The 22,861-nt window shown below is 60.0% G+C and carries 18 protein-coding genes and 2 tRNA genes; 3 read left to right on the plus strand and 17 right to left on the minus strand.

All coding sequences use genetic code 11. The features are described 5' to 3' along the window. Nucleotides 1-527 precede the first annotated feature (527 nt). Nucleotides 528-1,307: a methyl-accepting chemotaxis protein gene (locus V6943_RS20325; protein ID WP_445324117.1), complete on the plus strand. Its 780-nt coding sequence runs from the start codon at nucleotides 528-530 to the stop codon at nucleotides 1,305-1,307. A gap of 36 nt (nucleotides 1,308-1,343) precedes the next feature. Here V6943_RS20325 and V6943_RS01080 read toward each other — a convergent pair whose 3' ends face one another. The 10 genes from V6943_RS01080 to rnr all read right to left on the minus strand — a co-directional run bounded on the left by V6943_RS01080 (nucleotide 1,344) and on the right by rnr (nucleotide 14,485). Beyond that, nucleotides 1,344-3,629, minus strand: coding sequence for a YgiQ family radical SAM protein (locus tag V6943_RS01080; protein WP_340552355.1), 2,286 nt, complete (start codon nucleotides 3,627-3,629; stop codon nucleotides 1,344-1,346). Between the two features lie 162 nt (nucleotides 3,630-3,791). Next, a complete protein-coding gene (gene alr, locus V6943_RS01085; RefSeq protein WP_340552356.1) occupies nucleotides 3,792-4,868 on the minus strand; it encodes an alanine racemase in 1,077 nt (358 codons plus the stop codon). Between the two features lie 190 nt (nucleotides 4,869-5,058). Further along, the gene (gene dnaB, locus V6943_RS01090) at nucleotides 5,059-6,453 is read right to left on the minus strand and encodes a replicative DNA helicase (RefSeq protein ID WP_131649794.1); all 1,395 of its coding nucleotides are present in this window, start codon (nucleotides 6,451-6,453) and stop codon (nucleotides 5,059-5,061) included. 159 nt (nucleotides 6,454-6,612) lie between these two features. Further along, on the minus strand, nucleotides 6,613-7,059 hold the full coding sequence (gene rplI, locus V6943_RS01095) for a 50S ribosomal protein L9 (RefSeq protein WP_131649793.1): 447 nt from the start codon (nucleotides 7,057-7,059) through the stop codon (nucleotides 6,613-6,615). A 20-nt stretch (nucleotides 7,060-7,079) separates the two neighbouring features. Continuing rightward, nucleotides 7,080-7,973 (minus strand): hypothetical protein, encoded by an 894-nt coding sequence (locus V6943_RS01100; RefSeq protein WP_340552357.1) that lies wholly within the window; start codon nucleotides 7,971-7,973, stop codon nucleotides 7,080-7,082. A gap of 34 nt (nucleotides 7,974-8,007) precedes the next feature. Next, nucleotides 8,008-8,238: a 30S ribosomal protein S18 gene (gene rpsR, locus V6943_RS01105; protein WP_019340128.1), complete on the minus strand. Its 231-nt coding sequence runs from the start codon at nucleotides 8,236-8,238 to the stop codon at nucleotides 8,008-8,010. 28 nt (nucleotides 8,239-8,266) lie between these two features. Continuing rightward, complete coding sequence (gene rpsF, locus V6943_RS01110; protein ID WP_131649791.1) at nucleotides 8,267-8,689, minus strand: 30S ribosomal protein S6; 423 nt, start codon at nucleotides 8,687-8,689, stop codon at nucleotides 8,267-8,269. 179 nt (nucleotides 8,690-8,868) lie between these two features. Beyond that, complete coding sequence (locus V6943_RS01115; RefSeq protein WP_340552358.1) at nucleotides 8,869-11,040, minus strand: PAS domain-containing protein; 2,172 nt, start codon at nucleotides 11,038-11,040, stop codon at nucleotides 8,869-8,871. 167 nt (nucleotides 11,041-11,207) lie between these two features. Then, complete coding sequence (gene rlmB, locus V6943_RS01120; RefSeq protein WP_340552359.1) at nucleotides 11,208-11,954, minus strand: 23S rRNA (guanosine(2251)-2'-O)-methyltransferase RlmB; 747 nt, start codon at nucleotides 11,952-11,954, stop codon at nucleotides 11,208-11,210. Then, nucleotides 11,951-14,485 (minus strand): ribonuclease R, encoded by a 2,535-nt coding sequence (gene rnr, locus V6943_RS01125; protein WP_340552360.1) that lies wholly within the window; start codon nucleotides 14,483-14,485, stop codon nucleotides 11,951-11,953. Before rnr ends, rlmB begins: the two co-directional genes overlap by 4 nt. 205 nt (nucleotides 14,486-14,690) lie before the next feature. Here rnr and V6943_RS01130 point away from each other — a divergent pair. Together V6943_RS01130 and V6943_RS01135 are read left to right on the plus strand one after the other, a co-directional pair. Then, nucleotides 14,691-14,777: transfer RNA gene (locus tag V6943_RS01130), tRNA-Leu, on the plus strand. A gap of 101 nt (nucleotides 14,778-14,878) precedes the next feature. Then, a tRNA-Leu gene (locus tag V6943_RS01135) sits at nucleotides 14,879-14,965 on the plus strand. Between the two features lie 170 nt (nucleotides 14,966-15,135). On the opposite strand, the gene V6943_RS01140 is transcribed toward V6943_RS01135, so the two are convergent. The 7 genes from V6943_RS01140 to miaA form a co-directional block, all read right to left on the minus strand. After that, a complete protein-coding gene (locus tag V6943_RS01140) occupies nucleotides 15,136-16,431 on the minus strand; it encodes an adenylosuccinate synthase (RefSeq protein ID WP_340552361.1) in 1,296 nt (431 codons plus the stop codon). 84 nt (nucleotides 16,432-16,515) lie between these two features. After that, nucleotides 16,516-17,703 carry an ATP phosphoribosyltransferase regulatory subunit gene (locus tag V6943_RS01145; protein WP_340552362.1) on the minus strand — a complete coding sequence of 396 codons (1,188 nt, stop codon included), beginning with the start codon at nucleotides 17,701-17,703 and terminating at the stop codon, nucleotides 16,516-16,518. A gap of 278 nt (nucleotides 17,704-17,981) precedes the next feature. Continuing rightward, nucleotides 17,982-18,854 carry a protease modulator HflC gene (gene hflC, locus V6943_RS01150; protein ID WP_131649785.1) on the minus strand — a complete coding sequence of 291 codons (873 nt, stop codon included), beginning with the start codon at nucleotides 18,852-18,854 and terminating at the stop codon, nucleotides 17,982-17,984. Next, a complete protein-coding gene (gene hflK, locus V6943_RS01155; protein ID WP_131649784.1) occupies nucleotides 18,854-20,038 on the minus strand; it encodes an FtsH protease activity modulator HflK in 1,185 nt (394 codons plus the stop codon). Before hflK ends, hflC begins: the two co-directional genes overlap by 1 nt. A 97-nt stretch (nucleotides 20,039-20,135) precedes the next feature. Further along, entirely contained in the window at nucleotides 20,136-21,437 is a 1,302-nt protein-coding gene (gene hflX / locus V6943_RS01160; RefSeq protein ID WP_340552363.1) for a ribosome rescue GTPase HflX, read from the minus strand. A gap of 12 nt (nucleotides 21,438-21,449) precedes the next feature. Continuing rightward, nucleotides 21,450-21,704: an RNA chaperone Hfq gene (gene hfq / locus V6943_RS01165; protein WP_021206763.1), complete on the minus strand. Its 255-nt coding sequence runs from the start codon at nucleotides 21,702-21,704 to the stop codon at nucleotides 21,450-21,452. Nucleotides 21,705-21,794: 90 nt separating this feature from the next. After that, nucleotides 21,795-22,766, minus strand: a complete 972-nt coding sequence (miaA, locus tag V6943_RS01170; RefSeq protein ID WP_340552364.1) for a tRNA (adenosine(37)-N6)-dimethylallyltransferase MiaA — start codon at nucleotides 22,764-22,766, stop codon at nucleotides 21,795-21,797. Nucleotides 22,767-22,861: the final 95 nt, after the last annotated feature.

A 22,861-nucleotide genomic window follows, 5' to 3' on the forward strand; every position in this document is an offset into this window, starting at 1 on the left:
CATTACTGAATCTTGAACAGGAGCAGTCCGAGCAGGCCGCTGAAGACCAGGGCATCGCCCTCAAGCGCGACTTGCTTGGGCTGATCAATCGCTACCCTGCCGAGCTTCAACGCACGCGGGAACAGATCCAGCAACGCAGCGAACTAATGACCGGCAGCGCACAAAAAATCGCTGCGCTGCAGCTGGCACTCGCCGAACTGGAGCCGGTAATTCGCGCCGAACATGGACGCATCCAATCGGAGGTTCGCGTCATCCAGGGCACCATCATTGCCCTGATATTGCTTATCGCGCTCGCCATCGATCGTTTGCAGCGCCAGCTGACACGCTCGTTGGCGCAACTCGCGCCCGCGCTTTCGGCATGGGCCGGAGGCGACTTCGAAAAACCCGTCGGGCTTCATACCCGAACACCGGAAATGATCGAGATCGGCACATCGCTCAACCAACTGCGCAGCTATCTGCTCACGCTGGTCGGAACGCTGCGCCAGCACGCCCAGGAGGTCACCGGCAACAGCCGCAGCCTGGCGGATATGAGCAGCGATCTGCACCGAAGCGCCAGCCGTCAGAGCAGCGACACCGCACAGATTCGAGACGCTCTTAGCGAACTGGAAGCAACCATCCAGGAGGTCGCCAATAGCGCCGAACAGACAGCCGACGCCGGCCGCGCCGCCAGCCTGGCCGTCAACCAGGGGCAGGACGTCATCGGCAAGAGCCTGACAGGACTGCATAGCCTAGTCAGCGAAGTGCAGGGCAATGCCCGAGCCATCGAACACCTCGCCGATGAAACCGGCACCATCGGCAAGGTGTTGATCGTGATTCGCTCAATCGCCGAGCAGACCAATCTACTTGCGCTGAACGCCGCGATCGAGGCAGCCAGAGCAGGCGAGCAGGGCCGTGGCTTCGCCGTGGTCGCCGATGAAGTCCGTACCCTGGCGCAACGCACCAGCGGCGCTACCGAAGAGATCCAACTGCTGATCGGCAACCTGCAGAAAGCCGCCCATCAATCGGTAGAGGCCATGCGCATCCAGGTAGATCACGCCGAAGCGACCGCCCAGCTGGCCGAAACAGCCGACTCGGCATTGGATCAGATCGTCGTCACCATTGGCTCAATCGAACACATGGCGGCGCAGATCGCCCATGCAACTGCACAGCAGAGCGAGGCGGTGAGCGAGATTCGCGGCCATAGCGAACGCATCCATCAGCTGGGCGATAGCAATCTGACGTATATCGGACGCGGTCGCGAGCAAAGCGAACAAATGCTGCGCCTGGCCAGCGAACTGAACCAGGCGACACTTGCCTTCAAGAGTTAAGAGCGCCGGACCATCGAAGCTGGGGTGGCAGCAACCTCAACGCGGCGCGGCGGGACGCTGCGAAGGTTTACGACTCTTGCCGGATGGCTTTCCACCACCGGCTGCGGCCTTGCGCCGCGCTTCAGCAGCGGCCTTGGCCTGCTCGCGCTTGTCCCAGGCATTGCCGTCGTGGCTGCGCGGCGGCAGCCCGTTGTGCTGGGTGAGAATCTGCCCACCCTGCCCGGCCTTCTTGCTTCCCACCGGCGTGGAATTCTTGCGCCGTGCGCTCTGGTAGCCATCCGCTGCCGGCTGATGCACAGGAATCAGCTGGTGCTTGCCGGATCCGATCAAGTCGGCGCGACCCATGCGCTGCAGGGCTTCACGCAACAGCGGCCAGCCCTTGGGATCGTGGTAGCGCAGGAAGGCTTTGTGCAAGCGGCGCTGCTCCTCGCTCTTGACGATGGCTACCCCCTCGCTCTTGTAGGTCACCTTGCGCAACGGATTCTTGCCGCTGTGATACATCGCCGTGGCCGAGGCCATCGGCGAGGGATAGAAGGCTTGCACTTGATCGGCACGGAAGCCGTTGGCCTTCAGCCACAGGGCGAGGTTCATCATGTCCTCATCCGTAGTGCCCGGATGCGCGGCGATGAAGTACGGAATCAGGTACTGCTCCTTGCCCGCCTCCTTCGAATACTTCTCGAACATCCGCTTGAAGCGATCATAGGAACCGATGCCCGGCTTCATCATCTTGTCCAGCGGGCCGCGCTCGGTGTGCTCCGGGGCGATCTTCAGATAGCCGCCGACATGATGGGTGACCAGCTCTTTGACGTATTCCGGCGATTCCACCGCCAGGTCGTAGCGCAGGCCCGAGGCGATCAGGATCTTCTTCACGCCAGGCAGCGCACGCGCCTTGCGATACAGCTCGATCAGCGAGCTGTGGTCGGTATCGAGGTTTTCGCAAATACCCGGGAACACGCAGGATGGTTTACGGCAATGCTTCTCGATATCGTGGCTCTTGCAGGCCAGCCGGTACATGTTGGCGGTCGGGCCGCCGAGGTCCGAGACCACGCCGGTGAAGCCCGGCACACTCTTCATCTCTTCGATCTCGTGCAGGATCGACTCGTGCGAGCGGCTCTGGATGATGCGCCCCTCGTGCTCGGTGATCGAGCAAAAAGTGCAGCCGCCAAAGCAGCCGCGCATGATGTTCACAGAGAAGCGGATCATCTCGTAAGCGGGAATCTTCGCACCGCCATAAGACGGGTGCGGAACACGCGCGTACGGCGAAGCGAAGACGTAGTCCATCTCTTCGGTGGTCAGCGGTATCGGCGGCGGATTCAGCCAGATGTCGTGATCGCCGTGACGTTGCACCAGCGCACGGGCGTTGCCCGGATTGGTCTCCAGATGCAGCACGCGGTTGGCATGGGCGTACAGCGCCGGATCGTTGCGCACTTTCTCGAACGACGGCAGACGGATCACCGTCCTGTCGCGTTCAATCTTCGGGTTCGGCAGCAACTGGACGACCTTCGCCTCGTTCGGGTCCTCGACGGGCCCCTTGTCCTTCTCGATGGCGCAGGCCTGCATGTCCTGGGTACTGACGTAGGGATTGATGATCTGGTCGACTTTGCCGGGTCGGTCGATCCGGGTCGAATCGATCTCGTACCAGTCCGGAGCTGCGCTCTTGCGGATGAAGGCGGTACCGCGCACATCGGTGATCTGCTCGACCGCTTCGCCACGCGCGATGCGCTGGGCCACTTCGACGATGGCACGTTCGGCATTGCCATAGAGCAGGATATCCGCAGTCGCATCCATCAGGATCGAACGGCGCACCTTGTCGGACCAATAGTCGTAATGCGCAATGCGGCGCAGCGAGGCTTCGATACCGCCCAGCACCACCGGCACGTGCTTGTAGGCTTCCTTGCAGCGCTGGCTATAGACCAGGCTGGCACGGTCCGGACGCTTTCCAGCCAGACCACCGGCCGTATAAGCGTCGTCTGAACGCATTTTTCGGTCGGCCGTGTAGCGGTTGATCATCGAGTCCATGTTGCCGGCGGCGATGCCGAAGAACAGGTTCGGCTCGCCGAGCTTCATGAAGTCATCTTTGCTGTGCCAGTCCGGCTGACTGATGATGCCAACGCGAAAGCCCTGGGCTTCCAGCAGCCGCCCGATGATCGCCATGCCAAAAGACGGATGGTCGACGTAAGCATCACCGGTGACGATGATGACGTCGCACGAATCCCAGCCGAGCTGATCCATCTCCTCCCTGCTCATCGGCAGGAAAGGCGCCGGACCAAAACACTCGGCCCAGTATTTGGGATAGTCGAACAGGGGCTTGGCAGCGTGCATGGCGAAAAACCGGGCAACGAAAACGGGCGCGGAATATAGCACAAAAAATGATCAGGAAGGCCGAGTAAACACCTCGGTCTTTGTGCTAGAAGCTGGAAGCCAGTGTGGGGACCACACTACGCCACCAAGCTTCTCGCTCTTGTTTCAGGCTTTCACCTGCTTCTACCCGATATATCGCCGCGGCACCCGCTGCGTCACCTTGGTGAGCAACTCGTAACCGATGGTGCCGCAAGCATGGGCCAGCTCGTCGACGGGCATCTGTGCGCCCCAAAGCTCGACCGCATCGCCGATGGCCGCGTCGGGAATATCGGTCAGATCGATCGCCAACATGTCCATCGACACCCGTCCTGCTAGCGGTACGCGCTGACCGCGAACCATGACCGACGTGCCCGATGGTGCATGACGCGGATAGCCATCGGCATAACCACAACTGACGGTGCCGATACGCGATGGGCGCTGCGCTACCCAGGTCGCGCCATAACCGACGCTTTCGCCGACCGGCACTTCGTGCATGGCGATTACCTCGGCTTTCAGAGTCATGGCCGGCTGCAATCCCAGCTCGGCGGCACTGCGCTCGGCAAACGGCGAGGCGCCATAGAGCATGATGCCGGGGCGCAACCAATCCATGTGCGCCGGGGCTAGCGTCAATACGGCTGCGGAGTTGGCAAAGCTGCGCTGGTCGAAGACGAGATCCTGCAGCCCCTGATAACTTTCCAGCTGACGCTCGGTCAGCTGATGCATGTGCTCATCGGCGCAAGCGAAATGGCTCATCAGATTCAGCTCTGCCACCTGCGGCGCGGCGCGCAAACGCTCGGCCCAAGACCTCAATTCGGCCGTATCGAAGCCCAGTCGGTGCATCCCCGAATCCAGCTTGAGCCAGACGTTCAGCGGGCGCGTCGTCGCATAATCCAGAAGCCGCTGCGCCTGCTCGGCACCCTGCACCGAGATATCCAAACCCAACTCCATCGCCGCCCGGCAATCCTCCAGATCGAAGCAACCTTCGAGCAGCAGCACGCGTGCCTCGGGCGCCTGTTCCCGTACGACGCGCGCCTCCTCGACGCTGCACACGGCGAAGCCGTCAGCTTCAGCGCGTAGAGCCGCCACTACCGACGCGGCGCCATGCCCATAGGCATCGGCCTTGACCACCGCAAAAGCCCGCCGCCCCGGCGCGCAACGTTTCGCAAGGGCGTAGTTGTGACGGATGGCGGTCAGATCGACCGTGGCAACGAGGGGGCGCATGGGAGGGTTCCTGGCATCGAGGGGAAGATGGAATCTTAGGCTGAACCGCTGGAAGCTGGAAGCTGGAAGCTGGAAGCTGGAAGCCAAGCGTCAGGGACATGTCGTTTACATCTGATGCCCCACTCATCGAATGGGAAGCTTGGCCCACCCTACGATCCGCAACCGATCGCGATCAAGCTCCAAGCTGCCTTTATTCATCATCGAACTGGTAACTGCCCGGCGCCAGGTTCTCGAAGCGGGAGTATTTGCCGAGGAACGCCAGCCGCGTGGTGCCGATGGGACCGTTCCGCTGCTTACCGATGATGATCTCGGCCACACCCTTGTATTCGGTTTCGGGATGATAGACCTCGTCCCGGTAGACGAACATGATGATGTCGGCGTCCTGCTCGATGGCGCCGGACTCACGAAGGTCAGAGTTCACCGGCCGTTTGTTCGGACGCTGCTCCAGCGATCGGTTGAGCTGGGACAGCGCGATCACCGGGCAATTGAACTCCTTGGCTAGACCTTTGAGCGAGCGGGAAATCTCGGAAATCTCGTTGGTACGGTTGTCGCCACTGGAGCCGGGAATCTGCATCAGCTGCAGGTAGTCGACCATGATCATGCCGATCTCGCCGTGCTCTCGGGCAAGGCGCCGCGTACGGGCGCGCATTTCCGAGGGGGAAATGCCGGCCGTGTCGTCGATGAACAGCTTGCGGTCGTTGAGCAGGTTGACCGCCGAAGTCAGTCGCGGCCAGTCGTCGTCGCTGAGCTTGCCGGTCCGCACCTTGGTCTGGTCGATACGGCCGAGCGAGGCCAGCATACGAATCACGATGGAGTCGGCGGGCATTTCCAGCGAGTAGACGAGGATCGCCTTGTCTGAGCGCAGTACGGCGTTCTCGACCAGGTTCATCGCAAAGGTGGTCTTACCCATCGAGGGTCGGCCCGCGACGATGATCAGGTCCGCCGGCTGCAGACCGCTTGTTTGTTCGTCGAGGTCGGTAAATCCGGTGGAAATGCCCGTGATCGCTTCACCCGCGTTGAATAACGAGTCGATGCGATCGATGGCCTTGACCAAAATGTCGTTAATACCGATCGGCCCGCCCGTCTTGGGGCGAGCTTCGGCGATCTGAAAGATCAGCCGCTCGGCTTCGTCGAGAATCTCTTCCCCGGTTCGGCCCTGTGGCGCATAGGCGCTGTCGGCGATCTCGTTGCTGATACCGATCAACTGCCGCAGTGTCGCCCGCTCCCGGATGATCTGCGCATACGCCTTGATGTTCGCAACCGAGGGCGTGTTCTTCGCCAGTTCACCCAGATAAGCCAGACCACCGACCTGTGAAAGATGCCCTTCCTTGTCCAACTGTTCGGAAAGCGTCACCACGTCGAATGGCGAGTTGCGCTCGGCCAGCGCGAAGATGGCGCGAAAGATCAACCGATGGTCGTGACGGTAGAAGTCACCATCGGACACCTGATCCAGCACCCGCTCCCAGGCGTTGTTGTCCAGCATCAGCCCGCCAAGAACGGCCTGCTCGGCCTCGATGGAATGCGGCGGCACCTTGAGCGCGGCGGTTTCCAAATCGTACTGTTGGGGGATGCTGATGTCGTTCATGGCACTCGGTGTTCTTATGGCCTGGTGGCGTTTCGTGCGGCTTGCCACGAAATATCAACAGAGCCTCATGTTCAGAAAAACAAAGGGCACGTTCCACTCGCATGGAAACGTGCCCGATGTTACGCGTCAGGCACCAGAGGTACCAGACGACGGCTGGTCTCAGCCAGCAACCACGATCAGCTTCACGGTCGCTTCGACGTCGGTGTGCAGATGCACGGCTACGTCGTACTCACCAACCTGACGGATGGTGCCGTTCGGCAGACGGATTTCGCTCTTCGCCACTTCAACGCCGGAGGCGGTCAGGGCGTCAGCGATGTCGTGAGTACCGATGGAACCGAACAGCTTGCCCTCATCGCCCGCAGTCGCGGTGATGGTGACTTCCAGCTCAGCCAGCTGAGCAGCGCGAGTTTCGGCAGAAGCCTTACGCTCGGCAGCAGCTTTTTCCAGGTCGGCACGGCGAGCTTCGAACTCGGCGATGTTGGCCGGGGTTGCAGCAGTAGCCTTGCGCTGCGGCAGCAAGTAGTTGCGGCCGTAACCAGACTTGACGTTTACCTTGTCGCCCAGGTTGCCCAGGTTTGCGACTTTTTCTAGCAGGATGACTTCCATTTGAGTCTTACCTCTCTAACTTAACCTTCACCGTTCGCAGGCCCCGCATCGTCATCACGAGATGCCCGACCGCGAAAATCAAACAAACTGTCGACAATAGCCATGACGGCCAGTAACGGATAAATCAACTGCATGAACAGCACCAGCGTGACGTAAAGCCCCACCAGCCAGAACCGCGACATCCGATTCTTCGCCACCAGCCCGTGCACCAATGCAATACCGGCAAACGCCAGCGGAACACTGCACAGCGGAGCCAGCATCGCCATCTGCACACCAAGGCTTGGCCCTAGCAACATGCCCGCAAGAAGCACCATCGCCGGCACCGGCGAAAAGCGCAGCGCCCGGAACTCGAGCCCGAAGCCACCCGGGTTGTACAACAACGCTTGCCAATACCGTCCGAGCATCAGACTGAGCAGGGTGATTATCTGCAGCAGCGCTGCCAACAATCCGGTTAGAACCGGTATCAGCAATGCGCCCAAACGGGTCTGCTCTTCCACCGAGAGCTGCTGATAGGCCTCCGACAGCATGTCGGGCAGCACTTTCTGCAACTCGGTGGCGAGCGCCGCGATCGGCTCGCCGAAAACCATTCCAAGCGCCCAGGCATACAACAACCCGAGCCCCACACTGCACAACATCACTCGAGGCCAGGAACTCCGGTTGCGCAACAACAGCGCCAACCCGAACGATCCCAGCAGTACCAGCAGCGTGCGAGGATCCCCGAAATACCACCAGGCCAGTGCGGGCAATACAGCCCAGACCAATACGCCTAGCGCGTCATTCAGACCTCGACGCAACAACACCAGGCTTCCTGCTGCAGCACATAGCCAGAACAACATCGGCAACGCCGCAGAGCCAGCCACTACAACAATCGCCTGCATACGGCCGCGCATGATGAAGTCAGCCAGGGCACGCATGCGATCTATCCTTTACGTCTGTCGAACAGCTCGATCAACGGCCGTGGCTGTCGGTGTAGGGCAGCAGGGCCAGGAAGCGGGCGCGCTTGATAGCGGTAGCCAGCTGGCGCTGATAGCGTGCTTTGGTTCCGGTAATACGGCTAGGAACGATCTTGCCGGTTTCGGAAATGTAGGCTTTCAGTGTGTTGAGATCCTTGTAGTCGATCTCTTTCACGTTTTCTGCAGTGAAACGGCAGAACTTACGACGACGGAAAAAACGTGCCATGAAATAGGCTCCTCAATAGGTCCGTGGATTACTCGTCAGCGTTGTTGTCGCGGCTGTCGCTGTCGCTGTCATTTTCGTTGACAGAGTCAGATTCAGGGCGATCACGACGTTCACGGCGCTCGCTACGGTTTTCCTCAGCCTTGAGCATCTCGGACTGTTCAGTCTCGGCTTCATCGCGACGAATGACCAGGTTACGGATGACGGCGTCGTTGTAGCGGAAGTTGTCTTCCAGCTCGGCCAGTGCTTTGCCGCTGCACTCGACGTTCAGCATCACGTAGTGGGCCTTGTGGACGTTGTCGATGGCGTAAGCCAGCTGACGACGACCCCAGTCTTCCAGGCGATGGATCTTGCCACCGTCCTCTTCGATCAGCTTGGTGTAACGCTCCACCATGCCGCCAACCTGCTCGCTCTGGTCGGGGTGGACCAGAAAGATGATTTCGTAATGACGCATTGTTGCTCCTTACGGGTTGCAGCCTGCCGCAACACGCGGATCAGGCAAGGAGTGAATGAGTATGTTGTCTTGCCTGCCAGAGAGGCGCGCAAACGCCTGCCATCCGGGCAAGGGGCGCAATTCTAGAGAAGCCCGGCCAACCACGCAAGGCGCTTTGGTGATTATTTAACCAGCCAGGCTCAGCCGCGCGCGACACTCATTCGTTCGGCCCGAATGCTGTCGAGCAGCGTCCTGACCTGATGAATGTCATAGGGTTTGAGCATGGTGCGTAGATTATCCAGCCCTTCTTCACGAGCATTGATGGCGTATCCGGAGGCGATCACGATACTCAGCGCAGCATCGCGCGACCGCGCCTGACGCACCAGTTCAATACCGCTCATACCGGCCAGCCCCACATCGGTCAGCAACACGTCGAAGCGACGTTGCTCCAGCATTTCCAGCGCAGCCTCCGCCGATTCGCAGGGACTGACCTGGTGGCCGAGCTCCTCCATCACCTCGCCGGTGAGCATGCGCAATGTCGGATCGTCCTCGACGAAGAGAATGTTCAAGCCTGCAGCCTGCTCCGGCGTCGCCTCGGCCATGCCGACGCTGGACGCCGACGCAGGGTTGCGCTCACGTTCGCCGCCCGACTCGCCCCCTTCAAAGCCCTCGGCAGCGGCCCTCGGCAGATAGACCCGCACGGTCGTGCCTTTACCCTCTTCGCCTTCCAGCACAACAAAGCCTCCGCTCTGCCGAACGAAGCCATACACCATACTCAGACCGAGCCCCGAGGCATTGGCGTCCTGGCGCGTGGTGAAGAAGGGTTCGAAGGCGCGCGCCAGCACCTCGGGACGCATGCCTTCGCCTTCGTCGATTACACTCAACTCCACGTAAGCCCCGGCAGCGACACCAGGCTGATCGGCCAGCTGCGCAGCACCCAGCGAACGGTTGCGCAGTTGTATGTACAGCGCACCGCCACCGACCATCGCATCACGTGCGTTGACCGCGAGATTGAGAATAGCGGCCTGCAGATTGCCGACATCGGCGAAAATCGACCATAGATCCGACTGGATATCGACCTTCACCTGCACGGCCCGTCCCAGCGCGCCGCTCAACAACTCGCTCATCTGATCCAGCAGCTCACCCAGATCGATCGACTGCGGCTGAAGCGGCTGACGGCTGGCAAACGCGAGCAACTGGGACGCCAGACGTGCGCCTTTTTCCACACCGCCAACCGCCGACTCCAAACGCCGCTGCGCCGTCTCGTCGCCGCTCAAATTGCGGCGCAGCAACTGCAAATTTCCACCGATAATCTGCAGCATGTTGTTGAAGTCATGGGCGATGCCGCCGGTCAGCTTACCGACCGCTTCGAGCTTCTGCGCCTGCATCAGCGCCGCCTCTGCCACCCGGCGCTCGGACTCGCTATGCAATAGCTCCCGCGTCCGCTCACGAACCAGATCCTCAAGATGTTCGCGGTGTTCCTGCAACTCTTGCTGGCTGCGATGCTGCTCGGTCACGTCGCTGCCCTGCACGAAAATACCTGACGTCCGCCCGTCACGCCCAATGATTGGCTGGAACACCAGATCGAGATAGACCTCCTCGGGCTCGGCATCGGGACGACGCTGCAACAGCGTCCGCAACCCTGCGCCACGGTAGGGCTCGCCCGTACGATAAACCTGGTCCAGCAGATCGATGAAGCCCTGCTCCGCCAGCTCGGGCAATCCGTCATTTACCCGCTTGCCGATCAGTTGACGATTACCGGTGAGCTGCTGATAGGCCTCGTTGACCAACTCGTATACATGTTCCGGACCGCGCAGGAAGCAGACAAAACCCGGAGCTTGTGCGAATAGCTGGCGCAGCTGATTGCCTTCGTCCTGAATCAATCCGGCGCGCGACATGATCGCTGCTTCGAGCTGTTGCAGCGGCTGCCCCCACGATTCGGCCGAGCGCTGCGAAGCCTTCAGCGATTGCAGCTCGGTAATGTCCATGGTGTGCTGCAGGATCGCGATCACCTCGCCCTGCTCATCGAGCAACGGGCTGTGCGTTGCACTCCAGTAACGATCCTCATAAGCCGCACCGTTATCGGCGCTTACCGCGATCGAGTAGCGGATGATCGGCAGCGTATCCACAGCCCCGGTGCTTAGCACACGGACGAACGATTCCAACAACTCCTCGACATGGGTCGTTTCCGGCGCTTGCGGATCAGCGGCGAACGCGTCGTGTATGCGACGCTCTACGATGTCTTCGAGCTGGCGCCCGGTGAGCTTCAGGTATGCCTCGTTGGCATCCAGGATGGTCAACTCGCGATCAAGCAATAAATAAGCGTTCGGAGAAGTCCTGAACAATGCCTCGAAAGGCGGGCGCTGCGGCATACAACCTCCATGAAGCGCGCTTGATTTGGCCGCTATCGATAGCGGCCATCAGATGCACGACCAAACCAATAGTCGACAGAGCCGACCAGAAACGGACAATTGACCGCTACAAGAGCGATCCGTTTCGCGATGAACGGCAACGCGGGGGGCAACTTGTCAGTCAACCCTTAACCTGCCGAACGACGCTGGCGCAGTGCCTCGAACAGACAGACGCCTGTGGCGACCGACACGTTGAGACTGCTGACGCTTCCAGCCATCGGCAGGCGGACCAGGAAATCACAGTGCTCGCGTGTCAGACGGCGCATACCCTTGCCTTCCGCACCCATCACCAGAACGATAGGACCACTGAGGTCCTGATCGTAGATCTCCTGCTCGGCCTCCCCCGCCGTACCGACCACCCACAAGCCACGTTGCTGCAGCTTTTCCAACGTTCGCGCCAGATTGGTCACAGCCACCAGCGGAATGACTTCCGCCGCACCGCAAGCCACCTTGCGCACCGTAGCGTTAAGGGTTGCGGACTTGTCCTTGGGAATGATCACCGCCAGCGCGCCGGCCGCGTCGGCGGTGCGCAGGCAGGCACCGAGGTTGTGGGGGTCGGTTACACCGTCGAGCACAAGCAGCAACGGCGCGCCCTGGGCCCGGTCCAGCAACTCTTCGAGCATGGCATCGCCCCAGACCTGACTGGGGCTGACATCAGCCACCACGCCCTGATGCACGCCCTCGACCCAGGCATCCATTTCACGACGCTCGCACTGACCGACGCGGACTTTCGATTGCGCAGCCAATTGAACCAGCGCCTGTACTCGAGGATCGTCGCGCCCCTCGGCCAGCCAGATCTGCTTGACCCGCCTCGGATGGTGACGAAGCAAAGCCTCCACGGCGTGCAGGCCGTAGATTTTTTCAAGATCACTCATGACTTGGCCTTACGCTTTCGCGGGGCACCGCCTTCAGCTTTGGCCGACGGCTTGCTGTTAGCCTTAGACTTCGAGGAGCTGCGTTTGGGCTTGCTCGCGGTCGACTTGCTTCCTTTCGCATCCGCGAGCAGCGCCTTTTTGATTTCCCGGCTCTTGCGAACCTCCGGGCTGACCGGCTCCCCGCCTTTGGCGGAACTTTCGGTGCCTTTTCGGCCGCGCCCTGTTTTCCGGCTATCACCTTTGTCACCAGCCGAGCCACGTTCACCCGCGCCAGCTTTGCTGCCGCCGCTGATCAGTTCGAAGTCGATCTTGCGCTCATCGAGATCGACACGCATCACCCGAACTTCGACGCTATCACCCAGGCGGAAACTCCGCCCACTGCGCTCACCGGATAGCCGATGGTGCAATGGATCGAAATGGTAGTAGTCACCCGGCATTGCAGTGACGTGAACCAGTCCCTCCACGTAAATATCAGTCAGCTCGACGAACAAGCCGAATCCGGTCACAGCGGTGATCACGCCGGGGAAGGTTTCGCCGACGCGATCCTTCATGAATTCGCACTTGAGCCAATTCACCACATCCCGCGTCGCCTCGTCGGCGCGCCGTTCGGCCATTGAGCATTGCTCGCCGAGCTGCTCCAGAGCGGCCTCATCATAGGGATAGATGCGCGCCTTTGGCATACTGGTCGCGCCCTCTCGACGTACATGCCCCGTATCGCGACGCGAGCGGATCACGCTGCGGATCGCGCGATGAATCAATAGATCCGGATAGCGACGGATAGGCGAGGTGAAATGCGCGTATGCCTCGTAATTCAAGCCAAAGTGACCATTGTTGTCCGGGCTGTAGACCGCCTGACTCAACGACCGCAACATTACCGTCTGGATCACGTTGAAATCGGGCCGCCCCTGAATCCGCTCCAGTAGCGCCTGATAATCCTTTGGCGTAGGCCCTTCCTTGCCCTTGTGCAGCGTCAGCCCCAGCTCGCCGAGAAAAGCCCGCAACTTTTCCTGACGCTCCAATGGTGGCCCGTCGTGAACGCGGTACAGACCGGGAATATCATGATCCTGGAGGAAGCGCGCCGTGGCCACGTTGGCGCATAGCATGCATTCCTCGATCAGCTTGTGCGCATCGTTGCGCTCGGTAGGGGTGATGGCCGCGATCTTGCGCTCCGCCCCGAAGACAATGCGCGTTTCCTGAGTTTCGAAATCGATCGCACCACGCGTGTGGCGCGCCTTGAGCAACACCTTGTACAGCGCGTGGAGCTGCTTGAGATGCGGCAATACTTGCGCGTATTCGCCAATCAATCGCTTGCCTTCGGCCGAGGAAGGCTGCTCAAGCATGCTGCTGACCTTGTTATACGTCAGCCGCGCATGGGAGTGGATAACCGCTTCGTAGAACTGGTAATCGGTCATTTTCCCTGATTTATTTAGGGTGATTTCGCAGACCATGGCCAGCCGATCGACGTGCGGATTCAGCGAGCAGAGACCGTTGGACAGCTCCTCCGGGAGCATTGGCACGACCCGTTCGGGAAAGTACACCGACGTACCCCGCAGCTCGGCTTCCTTGTCCAGCTCCGACCCGACTTTCACATAATGCGATACGTCCGCAATCGCGACGTACAACCGGAAACCACCGGAAAATAGCTTCCAGCCACTCAGCTTCTCGCAATAGACCGCATCGTCGAAGTCACGAGCGTCTTCGCCATCGATGGTGACGAAAGACAGATGCCGCAGATCGACACGCTTCTGCTTGTCCTTCTCCTCGACTTCCGACTTGAGCTTGGCCGCTTCACGCTTCACCGCATCCGGCCAGACGTAGGGGATATCGAAACTGCGCAGCGCAACGTCGATTTCCATGCCAGGGGCCATGTAATTGCCGATCACTTCGACCACGTCGCCCTGAGGCTGGAAGCGCTGAGTCGGCCAGTGGGTGATCTTGATCTCGACGAACTGGCCCGGCTTGGCATCCATGGAGCGACCCGGCGTCACCAGCACTTCCTGCTGAATCTTCGGGTTGTCGGCCATGACGAAACCGATACCGCTTTCTTCCTGATAACGTCCGACGATGGTTTCATGCGCGCGACTGATCACTTCGACGATCGCGCCTTCGCGCCGCCCGCGGCGATCGAGTCCGGCAACCCGAGCCAGACAGCGATCGCCATCAAATACCAGGCGCATTTGTGCAGGGCTCAGAAACAGGTCGTCGCTTTTATCGTCGGGAATCAGAAAACCGAAACCGTCGCGATGACCGCTGATGCGCCCGCAAACCAGGTCAAGCTTGTCCACCGGGGCATAAGTGCCACGCCGGGTATAGATCAACTGACCGTCACGCTCCATCGCACGCAAGCGGCGGCGTAGAGCTTCGATATCGTCTTCGGAGGATAATCCGAACTCTTCCACCAGCTCCTCACGCGCCGCTGGCGAGCCGCGCTCGCTCAGGTGCTGGAGAATCAGCTCGCGGCTGGGAATGGGGTTTTCGTACTTTTCCGCTTCACGTGCGGCCTCGGGATCGAGGGATTGCCAATCGGCCATTAAGAGATGTCACCTTTCATTCATTTATAGAGGCAGAACGCCCCTATCTATTGAAGCGCGAAACGCACGCCGGCGGCAGCTTTCGAGCGAATTATTTTTCCTGGGCGGGGCTTTACAAGGCATAACCTCGCCCGTATAGTTCGCGCCCACAATGTCTGGTAGACGTTGTAACACGGAAACGATGAAGTATCATCGTTTGTGCAGTGCCCAGGTGGCGGAATTGGTAGACGCACTAGGTTCAGGTCCTAGCGATGGCAACATCGTGGAAGTTCGAGTCTTCTCCTGGGCACCATTTATTCGATGAAGCTCTTGCCTTGGCGAGAATTCATAAACACGAGGTTTGTCGGCCTCGACCAGCAATCGACAGAAGTCGGTGAGCAATCATCGCAATGTGCCCAGGTGGCGGAATTGGTAGACGCACTAGGTTCAGGTCCTAGCGATGGCAACATCGTGGAAGTTCGAGTCTTCTCCTGGGCACCACTCTTCAGAAAAAACCGAGCCATTGGCTCGGTTTTTTCGTTTCCGCTACGACGAATCCGATAGCGCCCCAACAACGCTGATCGCATCGCGCCGGCAGCTCAAGAGCTCAGCGCGGCTTAAGCAGAAATGAAAAGACCGCCCTGAGGCGGTCTTTTTATCATCAGCCGCGATCAGGCGTAAGGATGACGCAGCACGATGGTCTCGTTGCGATCCGGCCCGGTTGAGATGATGTCGATGGGCGCCTCGACCAACTCCTCCAGACGCTTGATGTAAGCGCGGGCGTTAGCCGGCAGCGCATCGAGCGACTTGGCTCCGACGGTGGATTCGGCCCAGCCCGGCATTTCTTCATAGACTGGCTGCAGACCCTGGTAGCTATCCGCGTCGGTCGGCGCATCGACGAGCACGTCGCCGTTGCGATCCTTGTAGGCAACGCAGATACGGATGGTTTCCAGCCCGTCGAGCACATCCAGCTTGGTCAGGCAGATGCCCGACACACTATTGATCTCGATGGCACGACGCAGCACCACGGCATCGAACCAGCCACAGCGGCGGGCGCGGCCGGTGGTGGAACCGAACTCGTGACCGCGCTCAGCCAGACGCGCGCCGGTCTCGTCGAACAATTCAGTGGGGAACGGACCGGAACCGACCCGAGTCGTGTAGGCCTTGGTAATACCCAAGATGTAGTCCAGATACAGCGGACCGAAACCGGAACCAGTAGCCGTACCGCCAGCGGTGGTGCTGGAACTGGTGACATATGGATAGGTGCCATGATCGATGTCCAGCAACGAGCCCTGAGCACCTTCGAACATGATGCGCGCGCCCTGCTTGCGCAGCTCATGCAGGCGAGCCGACACGTCGGTCATCATCGGCTTGAGAATCTCGGCGTAACCCAGCGCCTCATCCAGCGTCTTCTGGAAGTCGACAGGCTCGACCTTGTAGAAATTCTGCAGAATGAAATTGTGGTACTCGAGCAGCTCACGCAGCTTGACGGTAAAACGCTCGGGATTGAACAGATCGCCGATGCGCAAGCCGCGACGCGCAACTTTGTCTTCGTAGGCTGGCCCGATGCCACGACCCGTCGTACCGATCTTGCCTTCGGAACGCGCCGCCTCGCGCGCCTGATCCAGCGCCACGTGATACGGAAGGATCAGGGTACAGGCCGGACTGATGCGCAGGCGCTCACGCACCGGCACGCCCTTCTCTTCCAGCTTGGTGATCTCACGCATCAACGCGTCCGGCGCCACGACTACGCCGTTGCCAATCAGACATTCCACGTTTTCACGCAAAATGCCGGATGGAATCAGGTGCAGCACAGTTTTTTCGCCGTCGATGACCAGCGTATGACCGGCATTGTGGCCACCCTGGAAGCGGACTACAGCCGCCGCCTGATCGGTCAGCAGATCGACGATCTTGCCCTTGCCCTCATCACCCCACTGGGTGCCCAGGACCACGACATTCTTACCCATAAACCTTTGTCCTCTTGGCGAAGCATTACCGGTCACGACCGGCGAATTCTGGAAACCAGCCTGGCACTTACGATCCAGCCCGCATCAGCGGGTCAGCGGCGTTACGGTCCAGGACCCCTCTTGCAACACTAGCTGCCGGTCGCAGCCAACACTTAGCGCCGCATCGCCCTGCTGTCCATCCAGAGCTTGCACTACACGCTCACCCTGTTCGCGCAGCCGACAGACCGACTTCCATAACCCCGGGTCAGTGTCATAGGGCGCCCAAATACCGACTGCGGGGGACGCTAATTCGGCATTACCGAGGCTGACCAAGGTTTTCAAATCCGTCGAGAAACCGGTCGCCGGACGCGCCCGCCCAAAATCCGCACCGATGTCGTCATAACGACCACCCTGTGCGATCGACTGCCCAACGCCAGGCACGAACACCGCGAACACGACGCCGGTGTGATAGTGATAGCCGCGCAGTTCGCCCAGATCGAAATACAACGGCAGATTCGGATACCGCACCGCCAGCTGTTCAGCGATCTGAATCAATCCATCGAGCGCTTCTCGCACTGCCGACGGAGCGCCAGCCAGGACGACTTTCGCCGCATCCAGCGTCTCGCGCCCGCCGCAGAGCCGTGCCAGTGCGCGCAGCATGCTCGCCAGCGACGGCTCGACGTTGGCGGTCAAGGCCGCAATTTCGTCCATCGCCTTACGCTGCAATGCGTCGAACAAGCACTGCTCGGCATCTCCCGACAAACCTGCCGCACGCGCCAACCCGCGATAAATGCCTACATGACCGAGATCCATGTGCAGATCAGGCACACTGGCGAGACCAAGGGTCTCCAGCATGAGGCTAATCACCTCGAGATCGCTTGAAATGCTGCTGTCGCCATAAAGCTCGGCGCCCAGCTGAATCGGACTACGCGACGTCGCGAGCGCCTGAGGCTTGGCGTGCAGTACGCTGCCGGCGTAGCACAGGCGACTGGGACCTTCCCGGCGCAACGTATGTGCGTCCACCCGCGCTACCTGCGGGGTAATATCCGCACGCAGGCCCATCTGTCTGCCGGACAAGGGATCAATGACTTTGAATGTCTTCAGATCCAGATCCTGCCCCGCTCCCGTCAGCAGCGACTCGAGAAACTCCACATGAGGAGTGATGACCAACTCGTAACCCCAGCACTGGAACAGGTCCAGCACACGGCGCCTTGCGGTTTCGATACGCGCCGCATCGGGCGGCAGCACCTCTTCGATGCCATCTGGCAGTAGCCAGCGGTCTACCGTTGCCATTTCGCCAATCACCTCTCGATACGGCAAGCCTAGTCAAGCAGACGAACACCGGGGCTCCGGCCTGGGCCACCCATCGGTCGCGTGCGATTGTGTTCGAACCATGGCGACAGCGCCACGCCCCATAAGGGGATCGGCATGGCTGGCCACGCCCGGATCAGTCTGCCCCACCAGGGCGCAGACGCAAAAAAGCCGGGTTTTCCCCGGCTCGCGGATCATAACAATGTTTCGCCAACGGGTCACCCGGTGGACGGCATCGTCCAGCCGGATGACCCTTGCGGTCATTGCGCCGTTGCGGACTCCAGATAGCGGAAGAAGTCGCTTTTGGGGTCCAGCACCAGGACATCTTCCTTACTGGCAAAGCTGTCTCGGTAGGCCTGCAGACTGCGGTGGAAGGAATAGAATTCCCGATCCTGCCCGTAAGCTGCAGCATAGATAGCGGCCGCCTGCGCGTCACCATCACCACGCAACTCTTCAGCCTCACGGAAGGCCTCGGCCAGCAGGACGCGCCGCTGACGGTCGGCATCCGCGCGGATGCCCTCGGCCAGCTCTTTACCTTTTGCCCTGTGCTCACGCGCTTCACGCTCCCGCTCGGAACTCATACGCTCGAACACGCTGCGATTCACTTCGCGCGGGAGGTCGATGCCCTTGACACGAACATCGACGACTTCGATTCCGAGTTCCTGCTGCGCGGCTCGGTTCAGACTATTGGTCACAACGGCCATCAGTTCATCACGCTGACCCGAGACCGACTCGTGCAGGGTCCGCTTACCGAACTGATCTCGTAGCGAGGCCTCCAGGCGACGCGCGAGGCGCTCGTCCGCGATCTGCTTCATACCCGACGTCGCGGTATAGAAGCGCTCGGCATCATCCACACGCCACTTGGCGTAGGAATCAACCATCAGCGCCTTCTTTTCCAGCGTGAGGAAACGCGAGGTGGAAGTATCGAGCGTCATCAACCGCCCGTCGAACTTGCGAACACTGTTCACGTAAGGAATCTTGAGATGCAGACCCGGCTTCACGTCGGGCTCGACGATACGACCGAAGCGCAACATCACCGCACGCTCTGTCTGCGAGACGATGTAGAAGCTGTTCCAAAGGACGATCGCCAGCACCACGCCCACAATCAGGGCGGTCAGGGATTTATTGCTCATTAGCGGACCTCCCTTGTACGCACTTCACGCGGATCCAGTTCCGGAGGCATTCGCGTAGTCTGAGTCGAAGCGCCCGAAACGGATGCCGCAGCAGAACGCTCGGCAGAAGCACCACGACTGTTGATCATCTTGTCCAGCGGCAGGTAAAGCAGATTGTTCTGCCCATCCTCACCCGTCACGAGAACCTTGCTGGTGTTACTCAAGACTTCTTGCATGGTTTCCAGATACAGGCGCTCACGCGTCACGTCAGGTGCCTTGCGGTATTCGGCAACCAGCTTGGAGAAACGATCCGCCTCACCCTGGGCCCGGGATATCACCGCATCGCGATAACCGCTCGCCTCTTCCAGCATGCGCTGGGCCTGACCACGCGCTTCGGGAATGACACCGTTGGCATAGGACTCGGCCTGATTCTTCTCGCGCTGCTCGTCTTCACGTGCACGAATCACGTCATCGAAGGCTTCCTGCACTTCACGCGGCGCTGCCGCACTCTGAAGGTTGACCTGGGTGACGATGATGCCGGTGCCATAGTTGTCGAGGAAGCGCTGCAGTCGCTCCTCGACCTCGTTCGCCATGGCCTCACGACCCTCGGTCAATACCTGATCCATCGCCGTGGAGCCTACGACATGGCGAACCGCGCTATCGGTCGCATGCTGTAGCGATGCTTCTGGATCTTCGACGTTGAGTACGAAGGCCTGAAGGTCGCTGATCTTGTATTGCACCGTTAGCGGCACTTCGATGATGTTCTCGTCCTCGGTCAACATCTGCCCTTGCTTGCTATAAGAACGCTCGCGAGTGACGTTAGCCTGGAACTTGCGATCGAACGGCGGGAAATAGATGTTCAGGCCGGGACCGACAGTTTCGTGATATTTGCCGAAGCGCAGCACCACGGCCTGCTCCTGCTCGTCGACGATGTAGATCGCATTGGACAACCAGACGGCCAGCAGCACGACCAAGCCGACCCAGAGCAGCGCGAAACCGCCACGCCGTCCACTGCCACCACCCGACGAGCCGCCGCTGCCGCGCTTCTTTTTGCCGAACATGCCGTTGAGGCTGTCCTGTAATTTGCGGAAAGCCTCATCCAGATCCGGCGGACCTTTCTGATCGCCACCACCGCGACGACCACCGCCACCGCTACCCCAGGGATCCTGGTTGTTCGAGTTGCCACCCGGCTCATTCCAAGCCATAGCGCTCTCCATTCAAATAAAGCTAAAGGCGCGCCAACGGCGCGCCCGCCAATGCTACCGAAAGCCCGGAACGAACGGCTTAAAAGCCCCCCGAGCTTTATTGCAAAGTGTGTTGCTCGAAGAACAGTTCCGCTTCGAGACCCGCGCGACTGATGAGACGATGCAGCTCGACACGCTGCAATCTCACGTCGAGTAGACTGCCGCCCTCATCGTCATGGGATTCGGATTGCACTGCGCCCAAGTCAAACAACTGCGCCCGTAGTCGCCCAAGCTTCTGTGGAAGCCGAAGCGTTCCCACGAACAGATCGTCGCCCAGCAATTCGGCCACTGCCTGCTTCAACAGGTCGAGCCCAAGCCCCTGCTGCGCCGATACCCAGACGCGCTGCGGCACACCGTCTGCGTTGCGCTGGATCTGCGGCTCGATACCCTCCAGCAGATCCACCTTGTTGTAGACCTCCAGTATCGGCAGCTCGTGAGCACCGATCTCGGTCAGCACTGCCAACACCTGCTCGATCTGCTGATCGCGCTCAGGCTCATGCGCATCGATGACATGCAGCAGTAGATCAGCATTGCTGGACTCTTCGAGGGTGGCGCGAAAAGATTCGACCAGTTTGTGCGGCAAGTGACGAATGAAACCCACCGTATCGGCGAGCACCACCGGCCCCAGATCATCCAATTCCAGACGACGCAAGGTCGGATCGAGCGTCGCGAACAGCTGATTGGCTGCGTAGACGTCGGCTTCGGTCAACGCGTTGAATAACGTGGACTTGCCGGCGTTGGTGTAGCCCACCAGAGAGATCAGAGGAATGTCGGCACGGCGACGCCCTCGGCGAGCCTGCTCACGCTGGCCCCGAACCTTCTCCAGCCGCTGCTTGATCTGACGAACCCGCACACGCAACAGCCGCCGGTCCGTTTCCAACTGGGTTTCACCAGGGCCACGCAGACCGATACCACCCTTCTGCCGCTCAAGGTGAGTCCAGCCACGCACCAGTCGAGTACTCATGTATTCCAGCTGGGCCAGTTCGACCTGTAGCTTGCCTTCATGCGTACGCGCACGCTGAGCAAAGATATCCAGAATCAAACCGGTTCGATCGAGCACACGGCATTCCAGGGCACGCTCGAGATTGCGTTCCTGACTGGGCGTCAGTGTGTGATTGAAAATGACCAGCTCGACCTCGCCATCCTTGACGAGGTCACGCAGCTCTTCGACTTTGCCGCTGCCAATCAGAAACTTGGCGGAAGGCTGATGCCTTGCCACATTGACGAAGCCAACAGCTTCAGCGCCGGCTGATCGTGCCAGCTCCTGAAACTCCTGAGGGTCTTCACGCGCCGCTGGATCCTGACCATCCAGATGAACCAGGATAGCCCGCTCACCACCACCGGGACGTTCGAAGAACAAAGAAGGCCCCCTTTAGTCGTTACCCGACTCGGACTGCTCCGCGTCGCCAGCGGCTGGCAAGCGCACCGGACGGCCCGGAACGACGGTCGAAATGGCGTGCTTATAGACCATCTGGCTGACCGTATTTTTCAAAAGGATGACGAACTGGTCGAATGACTCGATCTGACCCTGGAGCTTGATGCCGTTGACCAGGTAGATAGAAACCGGAACGCGCTCCTTACGCAGTGTGTTGAGGTAAGGGTCTTGTAGCGAATGCCCTTTTGACATGTGCCGCACTCCTTAAAGGATCTTTTCATTAATTTTTAGAATCAAACACGGCTGGCCAGTGATTTGAGGATAGCCGGTCAAATTACAGTGTCAGCTCAATATGGTGAGCCTCTCCAAGTATTTCAATGCTCGCGGCAGATTGTCACAGGCTGAACTCTCTAGCCAATGAACGCCCTCCCAACCACGTAACCAAGTCAACTGCCGCTTGGCTAGCTGCCGGGTAGCGATGACCCCGCGTTGAACCATCTCATCGCGCGAATACGAGCCGTCCAGGTAATTCCAGACCTGGCGATAGCCTACGGCACGCATGGAGGGTAGCTCAGGATGCAGATCGTCACGCCTACGAAGCATTTCGACCTCTTCGACAAAGCCCTGTTCAACCATCGCGACGAAGCGTCGCTCGATACGCTGATGCAAGACCTGCCGCTGCGTAGGCGCGACGGACAACTGCGCGACAGTATAAGGCAAGACGCCGCCGTCTGGCGTGCCCGCTCCGGCTTTTTGCGACCTTTGTCGGGCTCGGTGTTCGGACATGCTAATGCCGCTGACCCTGAAGACCTCAAGCGCCCTGACCAGCCGCTGGGGGTCGTTGGGGTGAATTCGCGCCGCGGACTCCGGGTCGACCTCGGCCAACTGCTGGTGCAGCGCCTTCAGCCCCTCTAGCTGTGCCTGCGCCTCCAACTCCGCACGCACAGCAGGATCGGCAGCAGGCATATCGGCGAGGCCCTCGCTCAACGCCTTGAAATAGAGCATGGTCCCACCAACCAGCAACGGAATGCGCCCTGCGGCGGTACTTTCCGCCATCGCAGCCAGCGCATCGCCTACGAAGTCAGCGGCCGAGTAGCTCTGCGCCGGGTCGCGAATATCGATCAGCCGATGCGGAAACTCCCGAAGCACTTCGGTCGAAGGCTTGGCGGTGCCGATGTCCATCCCCCGATATACCAAGGCCGAATCGACACTGATCAGATCACAGGGCAGCACGCGCGCAAGCTCCAGCGCCAGATCGGTCTTGCCGGCAGCTGTAGGACCCATGAGAAAGATGGCGGGGGGTAACGGGAACATCGGTGGAATCCATTAAGAGGAAGCTGGAAGCGAATCAGTCCAGTCTGAGGGCGCGGCCAAACTCTGCAGAGTTCTTATTTCAAGCTTCTGGCTTT

The organism is Pseudomonas sp. CBC3 (assembly GCF_037967085.1).
Lineage (GTDB): Bacteria > Pseudomonadota > Gammaproteobacteria > Pseudomonadales > Pseudomonadaceae > Stutzerimonas.

Bases quoted from the DNA above. Each gene is read 5' to 3' on its own strand.
- V6943_RS20325 (WP_445324117.1), top strand. From the start codon at position 528: ATGAGCAGCGATCTGCACCGAAGCGCCAGCCGTCAGAGCAGCGACACC.
- V6943_RS01080 (WP_340552355.1), bottom strand. From the start codon at position 3,629: ATGCACGCTGCCAAGCCCCTGTTCGACTATCCCAAATACTGGGCCGAG.
- alr (WP_340552356.1), bottom strand. From the start codon at position 4,868: ATGCGCCCCCTCGTTGCCACGGTCGATCTGACCGCCATCCGTCACAAC.
- dnaB (WP_131649794.1), bottom strand. From the start codon at position 6,453: ATGAACGACATCAGCATCCCCCAACAGTACGATTTGGAAACCGCCGCG.
- rplI (WP_131649793.1), bottom strand. From the start codon at position 7,059: ATGGAAGTCATCCTGCTAGAAAAAGTCGCAAACCTGGGCAACCTGGGC.
- V6943_RS01100 (WP_340552357.1), bottom strand. From the start codon at position 7,973: ATGCGTGCCCTGGCTGACTTCATCATGCGCGGCCGTATGCAGGCGATT.
- rpsR (WP_019340128.1), bottom strand. From the start codon at position 8,238: ATGGCACGTTTTTTCCGTCGTCGTAAGTTCTGCCGTTTCACTGCAGAA.
- rpsF (WP_131649791.1), bottom strand. From the start codon at position 8,689: ATGCGTCATTACGAAATCATCTTTCTGGTCCACCCCGACCAGAGCGAG.
- V6943_RS01115 (WP_340552358.1), bottom strand. From the start codon at position 11,040: ATGCCGCAGCGCCCGCCTTTCGAGGCATTGTTCAGGACTTCTCCGAAC.
- rlmB (WP_340552359.1), bottom strand. From the start codon at position 11,954: ATGAGTGATCTTGAAAAAATCTACGGCCTGCACGCCGTGGAGGCTTTG.
- rnr (WP_340552360.1), bottom strand. From the start codon at position 14,485: ATGGCCGATTGGCAATCCCTCGATCCCGAGGCCGCACGTGAAGCGGAA.
- V6943_RS01140 (WP_340552361.1), bottom strand. From the start codon at position 16,431: ATGGGTAAGAATGTCGTGGTCCTGGGCACCCAGTGGGGTGATGAGGGC.
- V6943_RS01145 (WP_340552362.1), bottom strand. From the start codon at position 17,703: ATGGCAACGGTAGACCGCTGGCTACTGCCAGATGGCATCGAAGAGGTG.
- hflC (WP_131649785.1), bottom strand. From the start codon at position 18,854: ATGAGCAATAAATCCCTGACCGCCCTGATTGTGGGCGTGGTGCTGGCG.
- hflK (WP_131649784.1), bottom strand. From the start codon at position 20,038: ATGGCTTGGAATGAGCCGGGTGGCAACTCGAACAACCAGGATCCCTGG.
- hfq (WP_021206763.1), bottom strand. From the start codon at position 21,704: ATGTCAAAAGGGCATTCGCTACAAGACCCTTACCTCAACACACTGCGT.
- miaA (WP_340552364.1), bottom strand. From the start codon at position 22,766: ATGTTCCCGTTACCCCCCGCCATCTTTCTCATGGGTCCTACAGCTGCC.